Here is a 19,370-nt window from a genome sequence, read left to right as displayed (position 1 = left end):
CCTCAGACGGCGGAGGGGGCAGCGGTCATGCGGGTGCGGACCTCGCGGCGCAGCGACTTACCGACGGGGCTGGTGGGCAGCTCCGGCCAGATCTCGACGTGGCGCGGGCGCTTGAAGCCGGCGAGCCGGCCTTCGCAGTGGGCGACGATCTCGTCGGGTTCGACGTCGCTGCGGACGACGACGGCCGCCGCGACCCGCTCGCCCCACCGCTCGTCGGGCAGCCCGACGACGGCGGCGGCCGCGACGGCGGGATGGGTGAGCAGGGCGTCCTCGACCTCGCGGGGATAGACGTTGAACCCGCCGGAGATGATCACGTCGTGCCGCCGGTCGAGCAGGTACAGGTAGCCGGCGTCGTCCCACCGACCGATGTCGCCGGTGTGCAGCCAGCCGTCCGGCTCGATGGTCTCCGCGGTGGCCTCGGGCCGTCGCCAGTAGTGGTGCATGGTGTGCGGGCCCCGGGTGAGGACCTCGCCGACCTCACCGACGCCCAGCGACCGGCCCTCCCGGTCCCGGACGTCGACCTCGACGAACGTGTAGGGCTTGCCGGCGCTGGTGAGGCGCTCCGGGGTGTGCTCCCACGGCTGGAGGCAGCTGATCGCAAGCGGTGCCTCGGCCTGCCCGTAGAGCTGGGCGAACACCGGGCCGAGCACGTCGAGCCCGCGCGCCAGCACCGTGGTCGGGATGGGGGCGCCGCCGTAGCAGAGCCGCTCGAGCGCCAGCCCCGGGTCGGTGTCCCCGATCTCCTCGAGGAGCATCGCGATCATCGTCGGGACCATGAAGGTGCTCGTCGCCCGGTGCTCCCGGGCCGCGGCGAGGAATCCGGCCGCGGTGAACTTCGGCAGGATCACGCTGGGGGCGCCCTTGATCAGGTGCGGGAGGAAGAACGCCCCGCTGCCGTGGGTGATGGGCGCGGCGTGGAGCATCACCGAGTCCGGGCCCAGGTTCGGCAGGAGGTCGACGAGGAAGTTCGAGACCTCCGCCAGCTCGCTGCGGTTGGTCAGCACGACGGCCTTCGGCTTGCCGGTGGTGCCGCCGGTGTACGCCAGGCGCAGCGGGTCGTCTGGGCCGACCTCGACCCGGCAGGGTCCGTCGTGAGCCCCGGCGATCAGCCCGTCCAGCTCCGCGACGTCGATCGCGATCTCCGTCGGAGCCGGCGGCTCGCCGGCGTGGATCAGGGCCCGGGCCTGGGAGTCCTCGATCTTGTAGGCGTGCTCGACGGGGGTCTCGCGGGCGTTGAGCGGGACCCGGACGAGGCCGGCCTTGGCGAGCGCGTAGTAGCAGACCACCCCGTCGATGCCGTTGCCCATGAGCACGGCGACGCGGTCGCCGGTCCGCAGACCGCGGGCGAGCAGGGCGTGGCCCAGACGATCGGTGAGGGTGTCGAACTCCGCGAAGCTCACGGTCCGCTCGTCCGTGACGAGGCACGGCCGGTCGCCGTACCACCGTCCGGCGCGCGTGATGAGGTCGCCGATCTGCACGTCGTTCTCCTCGAGGAGGTGGAGGGCTCCGAGGAGCCGGCGGTTCGTGACGCGCCGGCTCCCCGGAGCGGATCAGGTGCCGAGCGTCGGCAGGTCGGCCCGGCGCAGGCCGGCTCCTCGGCCCTCGAGCCGGCGTGACCCGCGCTGGGCCAGGCGGTAGAGCTCGTGGGCGCGCTCGTCGTCGTGGTGGCGCTTGACCCACTCCTCGTCGAGGTAGCGGTGGTCGCCGGTCAGCACGGCCGGGGTGAAGTCCCGGGCACGCCGGTTGTAGTCGTCGAGCTCCAGGCGGCCCGCGCTCGTCGTCCAGAGCCCGGTCTTGGCCTCGAGGGTGCTGGTGCCGGTCAGCGACGAGCCGGCCGTGGGCGCGAAGTCGTCGTCCACGAGCACCGAGTACGGGACCCCGGTGAGCATGTTCTGGTTGAGCTTCGAGTGCCGCGCCATCGTGTACTCGTTGGCCTTCTGGTGCGGGAAGCCCAGCAGGCCGACCATCTCGGCGAGGTCGTCGCGGCCGTACTCGTCGTTCATCAGCGGCTTGAAGCGCTGGACGCGGTCGTCGAGGGCGATCCAGTCCTCCTGCCGGTACACCCCGGCGAGGTGTGCGAAGTCCTTGGCCACCGAGGAGTAGACGATCGCGCCGGCGTCGATCATCTGCTCGCGCGACCACGAGGCGATGCGCTTCCAGAGGTCAGCGGTCGCCTGGTTCAGCACCTCGCGGTAGTGCTCCATCGTCTCCGCGAGCGTCTCGGCGTTCTCCATCCCGACCGGGAGGTAGCCGTCGGAGAGGGCGTCCGAGGTGTACATCCCGACGGCGACGATGTTGGCCGCGTCGTAGGCCGGGCTCGCCTCGAACGACGCCCAGTCGTCCATGAGGTGGAAGTCGGTGTCCGCGAAGACGATCGGGATCGTCAGGTTGGTGAAGGGCAGCGACGTGGCGATGCCGTCGAGCCACGGGTAGTCGCCCTCGGTGAGCTCGAAGAAGTCGCGGACGATCATCTGGCGGTTGTCGCCCATGGCGTAGGGCCCGCTGTTGTGCAGCCCGATCCGGCACTCGCAGTGCGCGAGGAAGGCGTACTGGGAGAGCTGGGCGACGAGCTTCGTGGCGGCGGTGTGCAGCCGGTCGCCGGCGCGCACGCCGTGCAGGTCGGACTCGAAGACCTGCAGCGTGCGCTCCGGGAGGAACTGGCTGCGGTCGCCGAACTCCTTGTTGGTCAGGTGCCCGTCGGTGCGGTGGTACGCGAGGTTGAACCGGCGGGAGAAGTCCAGGACGTCCACGACGTCGTCGACCGCGTCGGACGGGGAGAGCAGGCCCCAGTTCATCAGCATCTCGCGGCCGATGAGGTAGAAGGCGGGCATGCCCCAGGCGGCGTTGACGGTGTCGACCTTGAGGCTGACCTCGCGGGCCCGGTCGCCCAGCTCCTCGGCCGGCGTCACGGCCTCGATCGCCCGCAGCTGCGTGGGCAGCCGGTAGAACGTGTTGAGGTAGCTCAACAGCATGTACGGGTTCATCGGGAAGAGCTTCGATTCCTGGACGGTGCGGGTGATGCACAGCCAGTAGGTCGTGTCGCTCAGCTGGCGCAGGTAGTTGTTGGCCTGCAGGAGGCCGGCGTAGGTGCGCTTCTCGCCGCTCATCTCAGCGGTCCCCCTCGATCTTCCAGATGCGGGCGTGGCCGGTGTCGCCGGTCTCGTAGGCGTCGGCGGCGGGCGGGTCGGCGGTGACCTCCAGCTCGACCACGTCGCCGTCGACGAGGGTGTCGATCGTGGCGTTCATCAGGGTCGGGACGCCGTACTCGCGGGCGAGGATCCCGAGGTGGGAGCGGACCGAGCCGCCGAGGCAGATGACGCCGGCGAAGCCCTCGATGATCGGGGCGGTCAGGGTGCCGCCGGAGTCGTCGATCACCGCGATCGTGCCCTCGGGGACGCCCTCGACGAGGAACGTCATGACCTGGTCGGTGGTGGAGATCAGCGCGACCGGCCCGGTCACCGTCTGCGGGCGCCGGATGACGTTGTCGCCGGCGCCGACCTGGCGGCGGCCGTCGGACACGGCGCCGTCACCGAAGGCGCCCGTCGAGCGCTCCGGACGCTTGTACTTCTCCGGCTCGGTCTCCAGCGACACGGTCGCGGAGTAGTCGAACCGGATCCCCGCGTCGAGCGCGTCCTGCTCGATCCGCTCGGCGTCGGAGCGGGTGAACAGCTCGGTCTCCCGGGCGAACACCACGTCCTTCCACGCCGCGCCGGTGGCGGCGAAGCGTTCGGCGGCGAGGGCGCGGACGGCGGAGTTGAACCGGCCCGGCAGGGGCAGCATCTCCTGAGAACCCCACTTCGGGGGTGTGACGGCGGCGTCGGACATGCGGCCTCTCCCAGACTCGTCCGGTGGGTGCGCCACCCCGCAGAGGGGCGCTGTTCACGAGGACGAAAGCTAGGTAGCGTCGTCGGTGTGACCCAGTCCACGTTGGTGGACAGTCCGGGATCGGCGCCGATCTCCAGCCCTCGGCGACGTCCGCGGCGTCCGCAACTGCCCCATGCCGACTACCAGCGCGCCTTCGACGTCCTCGGGGCGTGCGCCGACGCGCGCTCGCTGCCCGACTTCAAGGAGCAGCTGCTCGAGGCGCTCCAGACCACGCTGGACGTCAAGCACGTGTCGTTCTTCGTGGGCGCCACGTTCCACAACGTGTTCGGCGACGCCCGCCCCGTCACCGAGGGCCACACGACGAAGATGCTCCCGGAGTACCAGGAGCGGTGGAGCCGGTACGACCTGTTCGGGACACCGGCCGCGACCCGTCAGCTGGTGACGAGCGGGGTGTCCTCGCTGTCCGAGCTCGCCTCGATGTCGACCCTGCCGGCCTCGGCCACGGCCTACGTGCGGCACTTCCTGGTCTCGACGTGGGGGATGCACTCGGCGACCGCGCTCCGCGTGGAGCTGCCCGGCGGGCACAGCGCGCTCGTCGGACTGTTCGACACCGCGGCCGACCGGATCGGCCCGCGCGAGCTCGCGACGCTGCGGGTGCTCAACCCGCAGCTCTCGGCGATCTCGCGGCACCTGCCGCTGAGCCGCCGGCCGGGCTCGGCGCTCGCCCGGCTCTCGGACCGGCAGCGGGAGGTCGCGACCCTGGTCGCCGAAGGGATGTCCAACGCCGAGATCGGCGAGACGCTCTCGCTCGCCGAGGACAGCGTGAAGAAGTACGTCAGCCGCGTCCTGGGCGTCACGGGCTGCCAGTCCCGGATGGAGCTCGCGCTGCTCGTGCGCGCGGGCGGCTGAGTGGGGAGACCGGCGGGCACGACGACGAGGGCCCGGACGTCGCGCCCGGGCCCTCGCGTGGTCGTGCTTCAGAGCAGGGACGACTCCCTCGTCAGCCCGTAGCGCGGGTGCGCGCCGATGACCATGGACTCCACCGTCGCGAACCCGACGGCGTCGCCCTCGCGGACCCGCGTGACGCAGTCCCGCAGCTGGTGCAGCTCCTCCACGGTCTCCCGGGTCGAGGTGTCCGCGTAGCGCTCGCCGTCGAGGTGGTCGTCACCGTGCCACTGGCCGTGCCGGTGGCCCTTGAGCCCGAAGTACAGCGCGCCACCGAGGTGGAACCCGGTGTCGGACTTGGGTTCGACCTCGACCGTGCGGGTCTCTCCCCACCCGGCGTCGAACGTGATGCTGCCGCCGAGCAGACGACGGTTCTCGGTGTCGAACTTGAGGTCGTCCCGCACGCCGTGCAGCGGGGTCTGCGTACCGTCCGGGTGGTTGATGTTCCCGGAGAAGTACGTCGTCTCCCCGTCGACCTCCTGGCGGTAGTGCTGGATCTCGTAGCACGACCCGTCCGGCCGGCGCAGGAACATCGGCGTCCAGATCAGCAGGAAGTCCTGGTCGAGCCGGTTGGGCTTGAAGACGTCCGGCGCCGGATCCCCGACGTCCATCCGCACGCCCCACGAGTGGTCGCGGAAGCCCTCGGTCGTCTCGTCGGTGTACTCGTAGCGCTGCCCGTCGACGATCACGTGGCCGCGGATCGTCACAGGCTGGTGGTAGCGCAGGAGGTCGGACTGCACCCGGAAGCCGTGCGGTTCCCGCTGGGCGTCCTTGGCCTCGAGGAAGTTCGGCATGAGACCGGTGGCGACGAGGTCGAAGGTCACCGGGATGACGTCGTTCTCCCGCAGGGTGAAGCGCACGGCCTTCAACGGCTCGAGCACCTCGTAGTCGAACGGCCCGGCGCCGGTCCGGTCCGGGTCGAGGTCGAGGCGGCGGCTCGCCCGCACCGTCATCTGCTCGGTGCCGCGGGAGATACCCGCGAACATGTCGAGGACGTTGCGGTTGTGGTACTTGCCCAGGCCGCAGTTGACCTGCAGCGAGCCGTCCGCGAGCCACATCGTCCCCCAGATCTTCTCGGTCCAGGAGATGTCGGCGTGGGCGATCGTCGCGAAGGTCTCGGGCGTCTGGTGACAGAGCAGTTCGTCGTGGGGCGTGATGATCTGTTGGGACATGCGCATGTCGGTGGCTCCTCGGTCGTGCTCAGCGGATCGGGGAGAAGGCGCTCGGTCGGTCGTGGGCGAGCAGGGCCCCGCCGAAGACGGCTGCGGCCCGGTCGTCGTCGTCCAGGGGGTCCGGGAAGAGCTCGGCCGTCTGCGGGGACAGGGCCCAGCGGGGCTCGTCGTGCAGGCCGGCCACCGCGGCGAACGGGCGCAGCACGCTGGAGTACATCCGCGTGGCCGCGAGGATGCGCTCCTGGCGGTCCATGGCCGCGAACTGCTGGTACAGGGTCATGTGCTCGCGGCTGAGGTCGGTGGTCAGCCCCGGCCAGGCGCTGCTCGGCAGCACCTCGCGGGACCCGTCGGCGCGCACGCCGATCACGGCCGCGGCACTCACCGCACCGAGCAGCTGACCGGGCCCGGTGAACGTGGTGCCCCAGTCGTTGATCTCGAACTCGGTGAAGGCGGAGGGGTCGTAGACCAGGACCATCGTGAGACCGGCGAAGGGCGGATCCACCGCCTCGGCCCACGGGTAGTTCCAGGCGCTGCGCCCCAGCGAGAGGTAGTCCCGCACGATGACCCGGCGGCCGTCGGGGTGCGGGTACGGGCCCGAGTCGCAGATCCCCACGCGGGAGTCGCAGAAGTAGAGGAACGAGTAGCCCGAGACCGTCGCGTTCAGGCGCTTGAGCGCCTTCGTCGCGTCCGCGTCCAGCGGCTGGGCCTGCTCGACGAGATCCGTGACGACGGGCTCCGGCAGGTACCGGTTGGAGAAGCCGGCGTCCTTGTAGTCCATCGTCCCGTCCCCGCGGTGCGCGAGGGTCAGGCGTCGCCAGAAGTCGACGACGGTGCGGACGTCCTCGACGCCGTCGTCCGGCCGCAACCGCCCGAGCTGGATCAGGCACTCCCGCCCGCACAGGTAGTGGTAGGCGATCATCCAGATCCACAGCGGGCTGACCTGGTTCGGCGCCTCCCGCAGCCGCCGGCCGATCTCCTGCGCAGGCATGGCCGCGTCGATCTCGCGGAGCCGCTGCGGCAGCCGCGAGACGTCCTCGATCACCGACAACGACATGTAGGGCAGCATCGGGAACAGCTCCGAGGAGAACCCGGACCGTCGGGTGAGCTCGGGTTTGAGCGTGCGACCCATGTGCCCGACGAGGTCGTCGAGCCGGGCGTCGTCGAGGCGCTCGGCGATCAGCGCGTCGAGGTCGGCCGGTGACACGGTGACGTCGAAGTCCTTGACTGCGATCTCGTCGCCGACCCGGCGGACGTAGTCCCACCAGGCGGTGGAGACGTCCCGGTCGTCGACGGTGCCCGCCGCTCCCGTCGCAGCCGTCGTGATCATCGCGACGCCGGGTTCGGTCACCTCGAGCGTGACCGTCGCCCCGTCGCCGAGGTCCTCGACGAGCTCGGTGCCCACGAGGCACGGCAGCTCGAACTCGCGAGACACGATCGCGAGGTGCGACCGTAGCGTCCCGTCGAGGGCGACCACGCCCCCGAGCCGGCCCAGGATGGGCGAGAGGAAGGTCGTGCCGCCCGAGCGCACCACCGCCACCGTCGACTCCAGGTCGGAGTCGAGGGAGCCGATCACGTCCTCGGGCGACCGGAAGTGCCGCACCGTCCCCGTCGCGGCGCCGAAGTCGAAGGACGGGATCCCCTTGCCGTAGGTCGTCACGGTCGTCCTCCTCACGCGCCGAGCGGGCGGAAGCACCCGTCGCGGTCCTGCGGGACGAACACGCCGCCAATCAGCGACAGGGCGAGGTCACTGTCGGCGAAGCGCGCGTACGAGGACGCGATGCGCTCCGTGACCTCCCAGTCGATGGCGTCGTAACACCCGGCCAGTCGGGCCCAGGGCTTGAGCTTCCACGCGTACATCGAGGTCGCGTGCAGGTTGCGGACCTCGGCGTCGGTCTGCGCGAGCCGCTCGTAGAGCGCGCGGTGGGCGGTGCGGATGGCCTTGGTGAGCTCGACCAGGTCGGCGTCGTCGAGCGGCCGCAGCGACCCGCCGTCGTTCACGAACACGCGCGAGGCCAGCAGCTGGTTCTGGTAGTCCGACGGCGTGAACCAGGCGGTGCCCCAGACGTTGTTGTCCATGACGACGGAGCCGGGCAGCTGCTGGGCGATCACGAAGTGGTGGTGCGGCAGGAGCTCGCGGATGCCGTCGACCCACGGGAAGTCGCCGTCGCCGTCGGCGCACGTCTCGCGCAGGGCGAGGATCGTGCCGTCCTCGAGGACGTAGGGACCGGTGTCGCAGACCGCCGTCCGCGCGTCGCAGTTCTCCAGGAACGCGTAGGACGTGAGCCGGGCGACGAACTTGCGCATCGTCGCCGTCGAGCTCCCGCTCGCCGGCTGGAGGTGCGAGCGGATCTCGGCGAGCCGCTGGTCGCCGATCACGTGGGAGCTGTTCGGCGGGTCCGCGTGCATGTTGAACAGGACGCCGTCGGTGCGCATCGCGATCGTCGCGGCGCGCCAGAACCGCAGGACCTCCAGCTGGTCGTCGAGACCGTCCGCGAGGCCCTGCTCCCCCAGGTCGACGAACAGCTCGCGTCCGGTGAGGTAGTGAAGCGGCATCGCGGCGAGGTTGATGAAGCTGCGCTTGTTCCCGATCGGGAGGTCCCGTGCGACGAGTTCGCCGGGCGAGGCGTGGCGGCGGATCTCGCGGATGCGCTCGGGGACACGGAGGTAGTCCTCCATCATCGACATGATGATGTAGGTGTTCATGCCGAACAGTTCCGACTCGAACACCGTCCGCGCGGCCAGTTCGCGCTTGTAGGCGGCGCCGGCCTCCTGGACGACCCAGTTCCATTCCTCGAGAGTGGGCTCGTAGTCGGGGTCACGGTTGATCGCGTCGATGTTGGCCGGGGTCGTGAGCTGCGCGGTCATGCGGCGGCCGTCCCGGTCACCGCGACCCGGCCGGTCTCGGCGTCGGTGAGGTCCAGCAGGACCTGGTCCCCGTCGGACACCTCGCCGGTCAGCTCGACCGCGAGGACGCACGGGACGTCGGACTCGCGGCAGAGGATCGCCAGGTGCGACTCCCGGCTGCCGGCCGTGCAGACGATGCCCGCGAGGTCGGGCAGGATCGGCGACAGGAACGTCATGCCGCCCTTGTGCACGAACGCGATCGTGTCCTCCAGCTCGTCGTCCTCGATCGCGAGGACGTCCGCGGTGTCGAGGAACCACCGGGCCCGCCCGCTCACCTCCCCCGCGGTGAAGAGGTTCGTCCCCGTGCCGACGTCCGTGGCGGTCGTGTCCATCGCGCGCTCCTCTCGTGAGCTGGCTCACTCAAGGAGGGACGCTAGGAGCGGGGCGGGGTGTGACCCAGTCCACGTAGGGGGACATCGCTCTGATGTCAGCCCGTGAGGCCCGCCGAGGTACGGCTTCCAACGTCGCTCCACCTCTGGTGGGCCGACGACCGGCTCGAGGACCTGCGGCCCGTCCTCACCGACCGGGACCGCTGAGCTCTCGCCACCACGGTCCGCCGCGCTCGTCGCCGGCGAGGGCCAGCCGTTCCCCCGGCCGAGGCAGGGCGAGCCTGACGTCGTGGTCCTCGGCGGCGGCGACCGCCCGCTCCGCCGGCTCGGCCCACGGGTGGAAGCCCAGGGCGAACGTCGCCCAGTGGATCGGCAGCATCACCGCGCCCCGCAGGCCGACATGGGCCGACACCGCCTGCTCCGGGGTGGTGTGGATGTCCGGCCAGAGGTCGGCGTAGGCGCCCACGGGCACCAGCGTCAGGTCGAACGGGCCGTGCTCGGCCCCCGTGCGGGCGTGCACCGCGCTCGCGCCCGTGTCCCCCGCCGCGTACACGGCGTGCTCCGGGCCGGCGATCGACCACGCCGCCCACTGCGTGGTGTTCCGCGTGAAGCCGCGCCCGGAGAAGTGCCGGCACTCCAGGCAGGTGAAGGTCAGTCCGGCGACCCGGACGACGTCGTCCCAGTCCGCCTCGACGACGCGGTGCGGGCGCACACCCCACGTCCGGAGGTGGGCGCCGACCCCGAGCGGCACGACGAACACGGCGCCGGTCCGGGCGGCGAGCGCGGTGATCGTCGGGCGGTCGAGGTGGTCGTAGTGGTCGTGGCTGACCAGGACGACGTCGACCTCGCCCAACGCCGCGACCGGCACCGGGGGCTCGTGCAGGCGACTCGGGCCGAACCCCGGCACCGGCGACGCGTGGCGGGACCACATGGGATCGGTGAGCACCCGCACGCCGTCGATCTCGAGCAGGACGCTCGCGTGCCCGAACCACGTGGCGGCGAGCGGGCCGCGTTGGTGCCGGGGAGCGTCGCGCACGAGCGGGACCTCGCCGGGCGGAGAGCCCAGCTCGCGGCGCCGGAGCAGCATCGTCGCGATCTGCCGCACCGTCAGGTCCGGGCGGGGCAGCCCCGGTTCCCGGTTCGCGAAGGTCCCGTCCGGCGCGTGCGGTGAGCGGGCGGCGATGCGCCGCAGCTCCGAGGGCCACGCCCCCATGTTCCGGCGCACGTGCCACCCGAACGCGGCCACCGCGAGGAGGACCGGGGACGCACCGAGGAGGGCCTTCCGTGAACCACGCACCTGCCGATCATCGCGGGTCGGCGGGCGGGGCCCCCACCCGGTGGAACCAACGACTCGTTCGTGCGGATAGAGGCCACGAACGACGCGTTCGTTCCGGTCGGGCGCTCGGAGGGCGGACCGGTTCCCTTGACGCACCACCCGTGGACGACTTCCCCTGGGGAGACCGTCGTCGAAGGGGAGGCCACCGTGCCCGAGACCGTGTTCCGCGTGGACCAGACGAAGTCGATGCGCGAGCAGGAGGTCCCCGGCCACAACCGGTGGCACCCCGACATCCCCGCGGCCGCCTCGGTGCGCCCGGGCGACGTGTTCCGGATCGACTGCAAGGACTGGACCGACGGCCAGGTCCGCAACGACGACTCCGCGAACGACGTCCGCGACATGGTCCTCGACCACAACCACATGCTCTCCGGGCCGATCGAGGTCGAGGGCGCGGAGCCGGGCGACCTGCTCGTCGTGGACTACCTGGACCTCGGGCCGGCGCACGGCGGCGCACCCGCCGTCGGGCCGGAGGCGGGCCAGGGCTGGGGGTACACCGGCATCTTCGCGAAGAGCAACGGCGGCGGGTTCCTCACCGACCACTTCCCCGACCCCGGCAAGGCCATCTGGGACTTCCAGGGCAAGTACGCCACCTCGCGGCACCTGCCGGGTGTGCGGATCGCCTCGAACGTGCACGCCGGTCTCGCGGGGTGCGCGCCGTCCGCCGAACTGCTGGCGGAGTGGAACCGCCGCGAGCAGGCCCTGATCGACACCGACCCGCAGCGCGTGCCGCCGCTGGCCCTTCCGCCCCTGCCGGACAACGCCCTGCTGGGCACCCTCGGTGGGTCCGACGTCGAGCGCGTCGCGCGGGAGGCCGCGCGGACCGTGCCCCCGCGCGAGCACGGCGGCAACGTCGACATCAAGAACCTCTCGATCGGGTCCCGCGTGCTCTACCCGGTGTACGTGCCCGGCGCGAAGTTCTCGATCGGCGACCTGCACTTCGCGCAGGGCGACGGCGAGATCAGCTTCTGCGGCGCGGTGGAGATGGGCGGCTACGTCGACGTCCACGTGGATCTGATCAAGGACGGCGTCCGGAAGTACAAGGCGACGATGCCGATCTTCCAGCCTGGCCGCCACGAGCCGCGCTACGACGACTTCGTCTCGTTCATCGGCATCTCGGTCGACGAGGCCGGCGCGCAGCACTACATGAACGCGACGATCGCCTACAAGCGCGCGTGCCTGCAGGCCATCGACTACTTGACGCAGTTCGGCTGGACTGGCGAGCAGGCCTACCTGATCCTCTGCGCCGCGCCGATCGAGGGCCGCGTCAGCGGCATCGTCGACATCCCGAACGCCTGCTGCTCGCTCTACCTGCCCACGGGCATCTTCGACGTCGACATCCGACCCGGCCACGACGGGCCCGCCCGGGTCGACCGCGGCCAGTGCGCGACGGCGAGCTGAGGACGACGGCGTGCCCGCTCCCACCGACTCCGAGATCTTCGAGCTCGGCGACGTCGTCCTGCAGCACGGCGCGACGCTGCGGGACGCCCGGCTCGCCTATCGCACCTACGGGACGCTGAACGCCGACCGCAGCAACGCGATCGTCTACCCGACCTGGTTCTCCGGTCGCCACACCGACAACGAGTGGCTCATCGGTCCGGGCATGGCGCTCGACCCGGAGCACTGGTTCGTCATCGTGCCGAACATGCTCGGCAACGGGCTCTCGTCGTCGCCGAGCAACACGCCGCCGCCCTACGACCGCGCCCGGTTCCCGCACGTGACCTTCTTCGACCAGGTCGAGTGCCAGTACCGGCTCGTGACGGAGCACTTCGGCATCGAGACGCTGCCGCTGGTGACGGGCTGGTCGATGGGTGCCGGCCAGACCTACCAGTGGGCGGTCAGCCACCCGGAGATGGTGCAGCGGGCGGTGCCGTTCTGCGGGTCGAGCGTCACCGCCCCGCACAACCGCGTCTTCCTCGAGTCGATCTCCGCGGCCCTGCGGGCCGACGCGGCGTTCGCGGGCGGCTGGTACCGCGACGACGCCTGGCCGACGACGGGTCTGCGGGCCTTCGCCCGGGTCTACGCCGGTTGGGGCTTCTCCCAGGCCTTCTACTGGCAGGAGGAGTGGCGCCGGCTCGGGCACTCCTCGCTCGAGGACTTCCTCATCGGGTTCTGGGAGGACTTCTTCCTCGACGAGCGGGACCCGAACAACCTGCTGGCGATGATCTGGACGTGGTTCCACGGCGACGTCGGGCAGACCCCCGGCTTCGACGGCGACACGGTCGCCGCGCTGAACTCGATCCGCTGCCCGGTCCTCGCGATGCCCGCGGAGAAGGACCTCTACTTCCCGCCCGAGGACGAACAGTGGGCCTCGCAGCACATCCCGCACGGCGAGGTCCGGGTCATCCCCGGCGTCTGGGGCCACTTCGCCGGCGGCGGCCAGAACCCCGAGGACACGGCTTTCATCGACCGGGGCCTGCGCGAGATGCTCGCCCGGGAGGTCTGACGCCGCGGCGGTCTCGGTGGCTGCCACCGGACCTCGTCCTTCGTCGCGACCGCGTCCGGGACCGCCGCGGTTGCGGGTGGTTTTGTTGTCGCCACGTGCGAGCCCTGCCTACGGTCGCCTGCACAGCACTGCTCATCCGTGGAGGTCGTTGCGGCATGCCCTACTACCAGTTCACCGCCCCGGCGGGCAGTGCCACGCTCGCACGCAAGGCGGAGATCGCAGCGGCGTTCACCAAGGTTCACTGCGAGGTGACGGGGGCCCCGAGCGCGTACGTGCAGTGCTCGTTCACCGAGGTGGCTCCCGACAGCATCTTCGTCGCGGGTGAGCCGGTCAGCGGACCGCGCATGGTGGGGCTGATCCGGCAGGGACGGTCCAAGGACCTGCGCGCGAAGCTGCTGCACGGACTCGCGGACGCATGGTGCGAGATCACCGGGGACTCGAAGGACGACGTCGCGTTGTTCCTGCTCGAACAGCCCGGCGCCAACATCATGGAGGGCGGGGTCATCCTGCCCGAGGCGAGCGAGGATCCCGGCGCCATCGCATGATTCCTTCCTGCTCTCCGACGAGGCGTCCTGGATCGTCGGCCGGTCGTCAGTGCAGGTCGAACTCGCGCATCTTGCGGTAGAGGGTGTTGCGCCCGATCCCCAACGACCGCGCGGCCACGGTCCGGTTGCCGCCCGAGGTCCGCAGGGCCTCGGCGACCGCGTCCCGCTCGGCCGACTCCATCAGGCCCATCGGACGACGCGGTCCGCGCAGGTCCTCGGGGAGGTCGTCGGACTCGACGAGCCCGCCCGACGCCCGGCGCGCTGCGGCGACGACCGTCGTGTGCAGCTCACCGAGGTTGCCGGGCCAGTGCCAGGCGAGCAGTCGCTCCCACGCGTCCGGCGAGAAGCGGCTGGCCGGGGCGATCTCGCGGACCAGGGCAGGCAGGTGCTCCCGGCTCTGCGCGAGCGTCGGGAGGCGGACGGTCGTGGTCAGCCGACGCACCGTCCCGGCGAGCGCGTCGTCCGCAGCATCCAGGTCGACGGTGAGCGCGACGGCACCGGAGGCGCTGAGGAGCGCCTGCAGCTGCCCGATCGTGGGCTGCGGGTGCTCGTGCACCCGCCGAACCAGGACCCCGCGCCCGGCCTCGGCCGCGGCCCGCGCCGTCGGGAACCACTCCGGATCCAGCGCCGGGTCGACCACCAGCGGGTCGGCGCCCCGCCGCCGCAGCAGCGCCGAGGCGGTGCGGGCCTTCCCGGTCCCGCCGGGGCCGGCGACCGCCACCGGCTCCCCGTACGCCAGCGCCTCCTCGAGCTGCTCCGCCACGCGGGGGTCGTGGTGCAGGGCCTTCTCGACGACGGGTGCCGGCCGCGGCAACGCCCGCGGCTCGTCGTCGTGGCGAGGGAGCACCCGCAGCCGGAAGGCCGGGCGACCGCCGTCGGGGACCGGCTCCACGAGGGCGTCGTGCACGCCGTCGGACAGCGGTACCGGCATCCGGCCCGACCGGCCGTGCTCCCGGAGGTGCGCCCACAGCACGGCGTGCAGGTCCGGGCCGACGTGCACGAGCCCGGAACGGTTGGCCAGCACGGTCTCCTCGTCGACGACGAGCGACGGGCCGTCGGCGCGGTCGACCGCCAGGTACGCGTCGACGAGGCGTCGGCGCCGGTCACCGGCCTGGTCCAGCAGGCCCGCCTCGATCTGGCGGCCGATGTCGTCGGCCAGCGCCGTCATGATCGGGTGCACGTCGCGGGTGGCGCACGCGAGCGAGAAGCACCCGAGCAGACGGCCGGTGTACGGCTCGACGACGGGCGTGCCGGCGCACGTCAGGCTCTCCAGCTCGGCGTTGTAGTGCTCCGGGCCGCGCACGAGCACCGGGCGCCGCTCGACGAGGACCGTGCCGAGGCCGTTGGTGCCGATGGACGCCTCGGAGTAGTCGAAGCCCTCGGCGGCCGACGCCCGGTCCATCAACCGCCGCTGGCGCCGGACGTCGGCGTACCGCGCGACGATCCGCCCGCTCGCGTCCGACAGGACCATCGCGACGGCGACGTCGGACAGGCTCCGGCGGAGCCGGTCGAGCACCGGCTCGGCGGCCCGGCGCAGGGGTGACGGCTCGGGCTCCCGGAAGTCGATGCGCGCCGGAGCCACGGGCACCTGCTCGCCGACGCAGCGTCGCCAGCTCTGCTCGATGACCGACGGGACCCCGGCCGAACCGGGCGGGACGTCGAGCAGCCCGCCGCCCACGAGCGCCTCGCGGGTCCGGCGGACCTGCCGGTGCTGCCGGGAGGACAGGACGGGCACGCGGCTCGGGTCGTGCGCCACGGTGCTCACCTGCTCATCGTCGCGTCGGGTGCCACACGCGAGACGTTCCGAAATGGAACGCCCGTCGATGGTGCCTCGCGCGCATCGTGAGGTCCAGGTCACATCAGCACCGACCTCAACGGAGGACCTCGATGACGACGACGCCGTCGACCCGCGCGCCGGAGACCTCGGCCGGAGCCGAGGCGCTGCGCGCCCTCTACGCGGACTGGTCCGGGATCATCGCCGGCACGCCCGACCTCACGACCCGGCTCTTCCGCGCGATCTTCGACGAGTGGCACCAGCCCACCCGCGAGCCCGAGGACGTGAGCTACCGCCAGGACACCGTCGGCGGCGTCCCCGGTATCTGGACGCTGCCCGCGGGCGCCGACGCGTCCCGGGTGCTGCTCTACACCCACGGCGGCGGGTTCGCGGTCGGCTCCGCCGCCAGCCACCGCAAGCTCGCCGGCCACGTCGCGAAGGCCCTGGGCGTGACGGCGTTCGTGCTCGACTACCGCCGCGCTCCCGAGCACCCGCACCCCGCGCAGGTCGAGGACGGGGTCGCGGCGTTCCGCGGGCTGCTCGACCGCGGCATCGCGGCGGCCGACGTCACGACGATCGGCGACTCGGCCGGCGGCAACCTCGCCGTCGCGATCGCGCTGGCGCTCCGCGAGCAGGGCGGGCCGCTGCCCGGCCACATCATCGCGTTCTCCCCGTGGCTGGACATGGAGAACCGCGGCGAGACGCTGGTGACGAACGCCGCGACCGACGCGCTCGTCACCGTCCCGCTGCTCGAGGGCATGATCGCCGGCGTCCTCGCCGACGGCGCGATCGATCCCCGCACGCCCCTGGCGAACCCGCTGTACGCCGACCTCACCGGCCTCCCGCGGCTGTACGTCAACGCCGGCGGCGCCGAGTCGCTGGCCGCCGACGCGACCCGGCTCGCCGCGAACGCCGAGGCCGCCGGCGTCGACGTGACCCTCTCCGTCGTCGACGGGATGCAGCACGTCTTCCCGTTCTGCGCGGGCCACGCGCCCGAGGCCGACGACGAGATCGCCGCGATCGCCGCCTGGTACCGGCGCTGACCTCCCAGACCTCCGAGGAGACGACCATGAGCACCACCACGACCCCGGACGTCGACGCCGTCGTCATCGGCGCCGGCTTCGGCGGCATCTACATGCTGCACACCCTGCGCGACCGCCTCGGCCTGTCGGTGCGGGCCTTCGAGAAGGGCGGCGGCGTCGGCGGGACCTGGTACTTCAACCGCTATCCCGGCGCGAAGTCCGACACCGAGGGCTTCGTCTACCGCTACTCCTTCGACGAGGACCTGCTGCAGGAGTGGGACTGGAGCACCCGCTACCTCGACCAGCCCGACGTCCTCGCCTACCTCGAGCACGTCGTCGACCGCTTCGACCTGCGCCGCGACATCACGCTGGACACCGAGGTCACCGCCGCCCACTTCGACGAGGACACCGCCCTCTGGCGCGTGAGCACCGCCGACGGCGGGACGACCACGTGCCGCTACCTCGTCAACGCGCTCGGCCTGCTGGCCCGCAGCAACATGCCCGACATCCCCGGCCGCGACCGCTTCGCCGGCCGCCTGGTGCACACGAACGCCTGGCCGGACGACCTCGACATCACCGGGCAGCGGGTCGGGGTGATCGGCACCGGGTCCACCGGGACCCAGTTCATCGTCGCGGCCGGCCGCACCGCGGGGCACCTGACCGTCTTCCAGCGCTCCCCGCAGTACTGCGTGCCGTCGGGCAACGGTCCGGTCGACCAGGCGGAGGTCGACCGGACCAAGGAGGACTTCGGGTCCATCTGGGAGCAGGTCCGGAGCTCGAAGGTCGCGTTCGGGTTCGAGGAGAGCGACGTCGAGGCCATGAGCGTCTCGGAGGAGGAGCGGCAGCGCGTGTTCCAGGAGAACTGGGACAAGGGCAACGGCTTCCGGTTCATGTTCGGGACGTTCTCCGACATCGCGACCGACCCCGACGCCAACGCGGCCGCGGCGGCGTTCATCCGCTCGAAGATCGCCGAGATCGTCGACGACCCGGAGACCGCCCGGAAGCTCACGCCGACCGACCTCTACGCGAAGCGCCCGCTGTGCAACGAGGGCTACTACGAGACCTACAACCGGGAGAACGTCGAGCTGGTCGACATCGTCGAGAACCCCATCGAGGAGATCACCGAGCGCGGCGTGCGCACGGCCGGCGGCGTCGAGCACGAGCTGGACGTGCTGGTGTTCGCCACCGGGTTCGACGCCGTCGACGGCAACTACCGCGCGATGGACCTGCGCGGGCGCGGCGGCCGGCACATCGACGAGCACTGGACCGAGGGCCCGACCAGCTACCTGGGCGTGTCGAAGGCCGGCTTCCCGAACATGTTCATGATCCTCGGACCGAACGGTCCCTTCACCAACCTGCCGCCGAGCATCGAGTCGCAGGTCGAGTGGATCGGCGAGCTCGTCCGCACGGCCGAGGAGTCCGGCGCCCGCACCGTCGAGCCCACGCAGTCCGCCGAGGAGAGCTGGACCGCGACGTGCCGGGAGATCGCGGACATGACGCTCTTCCCGCAGGCCGACTCCTGGATCTTCGGCGCGAACATCCCGGGCAAGAAGAACGCGGTGATGTTCTACATGGCCGGCATCGGGGCCTACCGCCAGCAGCTCGCGGTCGTCGCCGAGCGGGGCTACGAGGGCTTCACCCTGGCCCGGTCCGGCGAGCCGATGTCCGCCTAGGGAAGGTCATCCTGCGGCGCGCACCCGCACGGGAAGGGCAGCGAGCGAGGGGAAGATCAACGACGCGTGCCGGTCCGACGGGCCGGCGAGGTCGATCCGCCCGAACCGGCGGACGAGGGCCGTCGCGGTCTCCTGGAGCTGGACGCGCGCGAGCGGGGCGCCGAGGCAGTGGTGCAGGCCGCCGCCGAAGGAGAGGTGCCGTGCCGCGTTGGCGCGGGCGGGGTCGGCCACGGCGGGGTCGGGGAACACCCGCTCGTCGAGGTTGGCCGCCCCGATCACGGCCAGGACCCGCGCGCCGGCCGGGACCACGGTGCCGTCGGTGGTCGGCAGCTCCTCGGTGAGGATGCGGGTGTTCATCTGCACCGGGGCGCGTAGTCGCAGGGCCTCCTCGACCACCCCGGGCACGCGGCTCTCGTCGGCACGGACCGCGTCCATCAGCCCCGGGACGGTGGCGAAGAGCTCGACGAGGTTGGAGATCGACGTGCGGGTCGTCTCGAACCCGGCGTCCAGGACGGTGTGCATGAGCGAGAGCACCTCGTCGCGGGAGAGTTCCCCGCTCTCCTCCGCGGCCAGCAGACGCCGGACGAGCTCGGGCGGGTCGGACAGGCGGCCGAGCAGGCCGTCGAAGTAGTCGAGATAGAACTGCGACACCTCGTCGAGGCGCGCCTGGTGCTCCGGCGGCAGCGGGAACGGCGAGAAGATCATCAGGAAGTCGAGCTGGGTGCGGAGCATCGGGGCCCAGTCCTCGTCCGGCATCCCGATGAGCAGGCGCAGCACCCCGCGCGGCACCCGGGCGGCCATCGCCACGGCGTCGACCTCGCCGCCGTCCCCGAGGCCGTCGAGCTCGGCGGCGACCTCGCGGGCCGCCGCCGCCCGCAGCCGGTCGGACTGTCGGGCGGTGAACAGCGGCCCGACGACGCCGCGTAGCCGGGCATGGACCGGGCGATCGGTCTGGACCATGTTCGCGCGCAGTCGCCGGCGCGCCGGACCCTCCGGCATCCACGCCGGGGCGTCCTGGCCGTCCGGCTGCACCCGCGCCGTCGTGGTCCGCAGCGCGGCCTGCACGTCCTCGTGGCGGGAGAGGATCCAGGTCTCGTAGCCGGGCTCTCCCGTCCGCAGCACGGGCGCCTCGTCGCGCAGCATCCGGTAGGCCGCCGACCGGTCGCCGGTGAGGAACGCTGGATCGTCGAGGTCGGGAAGCGTCGTCGTCATCTCGTGTCCTCATGAGCGGTGCGGTCGTGGTGGTGAGGGCGACGGTAGAGACGCAGAACACATAGGACCAAGACGAGTAACAACCGCTGCGTATACGTCTTCTCGTATGGCTCGGAGCGGTGGCGCCCGCCCCCCACCCGACCACGACGATGCGGACCGCACTCCCGAGCGGATGTCCCGACCGCCGGGA

The 19,370-nt window shown here is 71.8% G+C and carries 16 protein-coding genes; 6 read left to right on the top strand and 10 right to left on the bottom strand.

The window, feature by feature from the left end:
- Positions 1-2 precede the first annotated feature (2 nt).
- From WCD74_RS08190 to WCD74_RS08180, 3 genes are all read right to left on the bottom strand, one after another.
- Positions 3-1,478 (bottom strand): AMP-binding protein, encoded by a 1,476-nt coding sequence (locus WCD74_RS08190; RefSeq protein WP_337694349.1) that lies wholly within the window; start codon positions 1,476-1,478, stop codon positions 3-5.
- A gap of 72 nt (positions 1,479-1,550) precedes the next feature.
- On the bottom strand, positions 1,551-3,107 hold the full coding sequence (locus WCD74_RS08185) for a hypothetical protein (RefSeq protein ID WP_337694348.1): 1,557 nt from the start codon (positions 3,105-3,107) through the stop codon (positions 1,551-1,553).
- Position 3,108: 1 nt separating this feature from the next.
- Positions 3,109-3,825 carry a PEP-utilizing enzyme gene (locus tag WCD74_RS08180; RefSeq protein ID WP_337694347.1) on the bottom strand — a complete coding sequence of 239 codons (717 nt, stop codon included), beginning with the start codon at positions 3,823-3,825 and terminating at the stop codon, positions 3,109-3,111.
- 87 nt (positions 3,826-3,912) lie between these two features.
- Here WCD74_RS08180 and WCD74_RS08175 point away from each other — a divergent pair, with 87 nt between their 5' ends.
- Complete coding sequence (locus tag WCD74_RS08175; RefSeq protein ID WP_337694346.1) at positions 3,913-4,734, top strand: helix-turn-helix transcriptional regulator; 822 nt, start codon at positions 3,913-3,915, stop codon at positions 4,732-4,734.
- 68 nt (positions 4,735-4,802) lie between these two features.
- On the opposite strand, the gene WCD74_RS08170 is transcribed toward WCD74_RS08175, so the two are convergent.
- From WCD74_RS08170 to WCD74_RS08150, 5 genes are all read right to left on the bottom strand, one after another.
- Complete coding sequence (locus WCD74_RS08170; protein WP_337694345.1) at positions 4,803-5,948, bottom strand: Rv3169 family protein; 1,146 nt, start codon at positions 5,946-5,948, stop codon at positions 4,803-4,805.
- A gap of 22 nt (positions 5,949-5,970) precedes the next feature.
- Positions 5,971-7,599, bottom strand: coding sequence for a PEP-utilizing enzyme (locus WCD74_RS08165; protein ID WP_337694344.1), 1,629 nt, complete (start codon positions 7,597-7,599; stop codon positions 5,971-5,973).
- Positions 7,600-7,610: 11 nt separating this feature from the next.
- Positions 7,611-8,807 carry a hypothetical protein gene (locus tag WCD74_RS08160; protein ID WP_337694343.1) on the bottom strand — a complete coding sequence of 399 codons (1,197 nt, stop codon included), beginning with the start codon at positions 8,805-8,807 and terminating at the stop codon, positions 7,611-7,613.
- Complete coding sequence (locus WCD74_RS08155) at positions 8,804-9,178, bottom strand: PEP-utilizing enzyme (protein WP_337694342.1); 375 nt, start codon at positions 9,176-9,178, stop codon at positions 8,804-8,806. The genes WCD74_RS08160 and WCD74_RS08155 overlap by 4 nt, the downstream gene beginning before the upstream one ends.
- A 184-nt stretch (positions 9,179-9,362) precedes the next feature.
- Positions 9,363-10,472 carry an MBL fold metallo-hydrolase gene (locus WCD74_RS08150; protein ID WP_337694341.1) on the bottom strand — a complete coding sequence of 370 codons (1,110 nt, stop codon included), beginning with the start codon at positions 10,470-10,472 and terminating at the stop codon, positions 9,363-9,365.
- Between the two features lie 186 nt (positions 10,473-10,658).
- Here WCD74_RS08150 and fmdA point away from each other — a divergent pair, with 186 nt between their 5' ends.
- The 3 genes from fmdA to WCD74_RS08135 all read left to right on the top strand — a co-directional run bounded on the left by fmdA (position 10,659) and on the right by WCD74_RS08135 (position 13,499).
- On the top strand, positions 10,659-11,909 hold the full coding sequence (gene fmdA / locus WCD74_RS08145; protein ID WP_337694340.1) for a formamidase: 1,251 nt from the start codon (positions 10,659-10,661) through the stop codon (positions 11,907-11,909).
- 10 nt (positions 11,910-11,919) lie between these two features.
- Positions 11,920-12,954, top strand: a complete 1,035-nt coding sequence (locus WCD74_RS08140; RefSeq protein WP_337694339.1) for an alpha/beta fold hydrolase — start codon at positions 11,920-11,922, stop codon at positions 12,952-12,954.
- 155 nt (positions 12,955-13,109) lie between these two features.
- Positions 13,110-13,499, top strand: coding sequence for a tautomerase family protein (locus tag WCD74_RS08135; protein ID WP_337694338.1), 390 nt, complete (start codon positions 13,110-13,112; stop codon positions 13,497-13,499).
- A 46-nt stretch (positions 13,500-13,545) separates the two neighbouring features.
- On the opposite strand, the gene WCD74_RS08130 is transcribed toward WCD74_RS08135, so the two are convergent.
- The gene (locus WCD74_RS08130; protein ID WP_337694337.1) at positions 13,546-15,264 is read right to left on the bottom strand and encodes a sigma-54-dependent Fis family transcriptional regulator; all 1,719 of its coding nucleotides are present in this window, start codon (positions 15,262-15,264) and stop codon (positions 13,546-13,548) included.
- 122 nt (positions 15,265-15,386) lie between these two features.
- On the opposite strand from WCD74_RS08130, the gene WCD74_RS08125 reads away from it, so the two are divergent.
- Positions 15,387-16,316 carry an alpha/beta hydrolase gene (locus WCD74_RS08125; protein ID WP_337694336.1) on the top strand — a complete coding sequence of 310 codons (930 nt, stop codon included), beginning with the start codon at positions 15,387-15,389 and terminating at the stop codon, positions 16,314-16,316.
- Between the two features lie 26 nt (positions 16,317-16,342).
- Positions 16,343-17,968 (top strand): flavin-containing monooxygenase, encoded by a 1,626-nt coding sequence (locus WCD74_RS08120; protein ID WP_337694335.1) that lies wholly within the window; start codon positions 16,343-16,345, stop codon positions 17,966-17,968.
- 6 nt (positions 17,969-17,974) lie between these two features.
- Here WCD74_RS08120 and WCD74_RS08115 read toward each other — a convergent pair whose 3' ends face one another.
- Positions 17,975-19,180 (bottom strand): cytochrome P450, encoded by a 1,206-nt coding sequence (locus tag WCD74_RS08115; protein ID WP_337694334.1) that lies wholly within the window; start codon positions 19,178-19,180, stop codon positions 17,975-17,977.
- Positions 19,181-19,370: the final 190 nt, after the last annotated feature.

This window comes from Actinomycetospora aurantiaca (assembly GCF_037401875.1).
GTDB lineage: Bacteria > Actinomycetota > Actinomycetes > Mycobacteriales > Pseudonocardiaceae > Actinomycetospora > Actinomycetospora aurantiaca.
The sequence above is the reverse complement of the archived record's forward strand: the minus strand, read 5'-3'. Positions and strand labels throughout refer to the sequence as shown.

What these genes read in the sequence shown, in the direction of transcription:
- WCD74_RS08185 (WP_337694348.1), bottom strand. Translation starts at nt 3,107, where the DNA reads ATGAGCGGCGAGAAGCGCACCTACGCCGGCCTCCTGCAGGCCAACAAC.
- WCD74_RS08180 (WP_337694347.1), bottom strand. Translation starts at nt 3,825, where the DNA reads ATGTCCGACGCCGCCGTCACACCCCCGAAGTGGGGTTCTCAGGAGATG.
- WCD74_RS08170 (WP_337694345.1), bottom strand. Translation starts at nt 5,948, where the DNA reads ATGCGCATGTCCCAACAGATCATCACGCCCCACGACGAACTGCTCTGT.
- WCD74_RS08160 (WP_337694343.1), bottom strand. Translation starts at nt 8,807, where the DNA reads ATGACCGCGCAGCTCACGACCCCGGCCAACATCGACGCGATCAACCGT.
- WCD74_RS08155 (WP_337694342.1), bottom strand. Translation starts at nt 9,178, where the DNA reads ATGGACACGACCGCCACGGACGTCGGCACGGGGACGAACCTCTTCACC.
- WCD74_RS08135 (WP_337694338.1), top strand. Translation starts at nt 13,110, where the DNA reads ATGCCCTACTACCAGTTCACCGCCCCGGCGGGCAGTGCCACGCTCGCA.
- WCD74_RS08125 (WP_337694336.1), top strand. Translation starts at nt 15,387, where the DNA reads ATGACGACGACGCCGTCGACCCGCGCGCCGGAGACCTCGGCCGGAGCC.
- WCD74_RS08120 (WP_337694335.1), top strand. Translation starts at nt 16,343, where the DNA reads ATGAGCACCACCACGACCCCGGACGTCGACGCCGTCGTCATCGGCGCC.
- WCD74_RS08115 (WP_337694334.1), bottom strand. Translation starts at nt 19,180, where the DNA reads ATGACGACGACGCTTCCCGACCTCGACGATCCAGCGTTCCTCACCGGC.